The organism is Anabaenopsis arnoldii, from assembly GCF_028331025.1.
GTDB classification, from domain to species: Bacteria; Cyanobacteriota; Cyanobacteriia; order Cyanobacteriales; family Nostocaceae; genus Anabaenopsis; species Anabaenopsis arnoldii.
Genome location: NZ_JAQMUH010000109.1, coordinates 1 through 3,567 on the forward strand (window position 1 = coordinate 1; position 3,567 = coordinate 3,567).

The following is a 3,567-nucleotide window of genomic DNA, read 5'->3' on the forward strand; positions in this document are numbered from 1 at the left end:
ATCCCACCCAACCAAATAAAATATTGTCAAAAAACACCTTTGCGAACCTTTGCGCGTACTTAGCGACCTTTGCGTTTAAACATTGTACAGGCGATCGCCTAACAAACACATAACCCCTGGTTTCTTACATCCCACCCAACCAAATAAAATATTGTCAAAAAACACCTTTGCGAACCTTTGCGCGTACTTAGCGACCTTTGCGTTTAAACATTGTACAGGCGATCGCCCCAAAGCTCCCCAACTTCTAGATAAATTATCCTAGAGTATCCCTAATTATGTGAGAAATCGGGGATCTTACTTTTGATACTCATAACTATTTCCTCTGACAGAAAGCATTGTCCGTGAGAATTGATAATCTCAACTTAATCAGAGTAAATCTTGATTTTCGAGCCGTCCAGGATTTTATTCGGCTGGGGTATTACTTGCGATTAAAAATGCTTTTTATCAGAGGTATTTATGTTTTACCACAAAAAAGAGCCTATTCACCCTGTGAATGTTTGTGAAGCTGACCCTCGTTTTGCGCAATTACTCCTAGAGCAGTTTGGGGGAGCAACCGGGGAACTATCAGCAGCTTTGCAATATTGGGTACAGTCTTTTCATGTGGAAGATCCGGGAATTCGGGATATGCTCCAAGATATTGCGATTGAAGAATTTAGCCACCTGGAAATGGTGGGGAAACTAATTGAAGCTCATACTAAAAATACCGACCAGACCGAAGCATATAAAAGTACTCTCTTTGCTGTGAGAGGTATGGGACCCCACTTTTTAGATAGTCAAGGGAGTGCTTGGACAGCACATTACTTGAATGAAGGTGGCGATGTAGTTCGGGATTTAAGAGCTAATATTGCAGCTGAAGCTGGCGCACGTCAAACTTATGAGGAATTAATTAAACTAGCAACGGACCAAGGGACTAAAAATACTTTAGTGCACCTGTTAACCAGGGAAGTTTCTCATACTAGAATGTTTATGAAGGCTCTGGATTCATTAGGGAAATTAAGTGAGCCATTTTTTGGGAATATTCAACCCGATGAAACCGTTGATATTTATTACAACCTATCTGCAAATGGGGATGGTAAAGATCAGCGTGGCCCTTGGAATCGGGAGCCAGATTTTAAATACATCCCTAACCCACTGGAAAGAAAATCTTAAACTAAAGCCATAGAGCTAATAGTCAAAAAACAAAAAGCGCCTGGGAGTGTGGCCGTGTTTCCACCCCAAACGCTTTTTATTTTTAACTTGCTCCTCACACACTATTAGATAGTACAGTTAGTTACTCAAAAGGCAAGTTTGATATGTGACAGTTTATGAACTGTCATACAACCACTTGGCAGAAGTTTAGTGTAAAAAGTGACGTGTGCCAGTTAACACCATGACTAAACCGAGTTCATTTGCAGCCTTTACAGAATCCTGGTCGCGTAAACTTCCACCGGGTTGGACAATTGCAGTAATTCCCGCTGCTGCGGCTGTTTTAACTGAATCATCAAAGGGGAAAAATCCATCGCTGGCGAGAATTGCACCTTGGGCTTTTGCACCTGCTTGCTCTAAGGCGATTTTGACTGAACCAACCCGATTCATTTGACCAGCACCTACCCCTAGGGTGGTGCGATCGCGAGTAATGACAATAGCATTAGATTTGACGTGTTTACAAACCTTCCAAGCAAAGAGTAACTCAGCTAACTCGTCGGGGGTGGGTTGACGTTCTGTGACTACTTGCCATTCACCACTATCAGCTATTTTATCATCAGCGGACTGGACAAGAAAACCCCCGGCGATCGCCTTGACAGTTTCCTTAGGGCCACTAGTCAAATCTGGTAAAGTTAAAATCCGTAGCTTAGATTTTGCCGCCAAAATTTCTTGGGCTGCCGCTTCACAACCGGGAGCAACCACACATTCTAAAAATGTCTTAGTTAACTCTTCCGCTGTAGCCACATCAATGGGGTGATTGAGTGCGACAATTCCCCCAAAAGCCGAAACAGCATCAGCATTAAAGGCTTTTTGATATGCTTCCACCAGGGTACTACCCAAAGCCACACCACAGGGGTTAGTGTGTTTAATCACCGTTGCTGCTGGGGTATCAGTAAACTCCGCAATAATTTGGCGGGCGGCTTCTAAATCCACCAAATTATTATAACTCAGTTCCTTACCTTGCAATTTCGTAGCCGCAGCCCAACCGGTGGGAGTTGTACCGGTTTGATACCAAGCAGCAGGTTGATGGGGGTTTTCACCATAACGCAGAGATTGCAATTGCTGACCGGACAGGTTGTAAGTATTCTCAGATTGTTGGCTGAGATAAGCTGCTATGGCTTGGTCATAACTCGCCGTATGGGAAAACCCTTTTAAAGCAGATTTCTGGCGAAAATCTAGGGAAGCAGTCCCGTTATTGTGGCGTAATTCCTGTAAATATTCCTCATACTGTCCTGGGTCACATAATACCGTCAGATGGGCGAAATTTTTCGACGCAGCCCGTAACATCGCCGGACCACCGATATCAATTTGTTCCACCGCCTCCGATAATGTTACCCCGGGTTTAGCAATGGTCTCCTCAAAGGGATAAAGATTGACAACTACTAAATCAATGGGGCGAATTTGGTTAGTTTCTAAATCTGTTAAATGTTGGGGAATATCCCGCCGCGCCAAAATTCCGCCATGAATGCGAGGATGTAAGGTTTTAACTCGACCACCTAAAATCTCAGGTGAACCTGTGTAATCAGAAACCTTTGTCACTGGTAGTCCCGCATCCTTGAGGGTTTGGGCGGTTCCCCCGCTGCTGATTAAATTAAATTCAAATTCTTCGACCAAGCGACGGGCGAGGTCAACTATACCAGTTTTGTTAGATACACTCAGCAGGGCTAGACGCGCCATGTTTTAGTTCCTCAGATGTAGGCGATAAAACGAAAGATCCCCAGTTTTACATAAGGTTGGGTTCACTTCAAGACCGTAGGACTCAAAAGGCTGTTAGTTAGTGCTTATTAGCCAGGGAATAAATTAAGAGTCTGATAGCTAAAGTCCACTAAAAGTGGACTGGTGGGTTACTTAGAATACTCTAGTTAGTTTAATGTATTTTTTTATATTTCATATCAAGCTATAATATTTAGATAAATCTGCCATAGGAAGCTGCTGTTAGGCAATATCCGCGACTTCTATGAAAATTGATGCTTACTTGATAATATCATCCTAAGAAGTCGGGGATATCCTGTTAGTCAGCTTTCAGTCAGAGGTTAAAAATCCCACACTGTGGGTTTGTTACCAGTCAACGGTCAACAGTCAACGGTATGGCTGACGCCACGCTATCGCTATCGACTCCGCTCACCGACCACCGTCAACAATCATGGGAGTTATAATCAAATCAAGCTATACGTAAACTTTTATGACTAAATGGTTTAACACTGCGGGCCCTTGTAAACCAAATATCCACTATACACTACCCACTACCGAACGGTTACCCCAATTAAAACGACTGATTGAGCAAGAGAATTACTTTGTCATCCATGCACCCAGACAAACCGGTAAAACCACTGCCATGCTCACCTTAGCACAGGAATTGACAGCCAGTGGTAAATATACTGG

Annotated in this window: 2 protein-coding genes and 1 pseudogene; 2 read left to right on the forward strand and 1 reads right to left on the reverse strand. The window is 43.3% G+C overall.

Annotated features, from left to right (window positions below):
• Positions 1–456: 456 nt before the first annotated feature.
• Positions 457–1,149, forward strand: coding sequence for a manganese catalase family protein (locus tag PN457_RS10075; RefSeq protein WP_271733119.1), 693 nt, complete (start codon positions 457–459; stop codon positions 1,147–1,149).
• A 186-nt stretch (positions 1,150–1,335) separates the two neighbouring features.
• Here the strand turns inward: PN457_RS10075 and purH are convergent, their stop codons facing one another.
• On the reverse strand, positions 1,336–2,862 hold the full coding sequence (gene purH / locus PN457_RS10080) for a bifunctional phosphoribosylaminoimidazolecarboxamide formyltransferase/IMP cyclohydrolase (RefSeq protein WP_271733121.1): 1,527 nt from the start codon (positions 2,860–2,862) through the stop codon (positions 1,336–1,338).
• 505 nt (positions 2,863–3,367) lie between these two features.
• Here purH and PN457_RS10085 point away from each other — a divergent pair.
• Positions 3,368–3,567: pseudogene (locus tag PN457_RS10085) on the forward strand (ATP-binding protein); the annotation flags it as partial.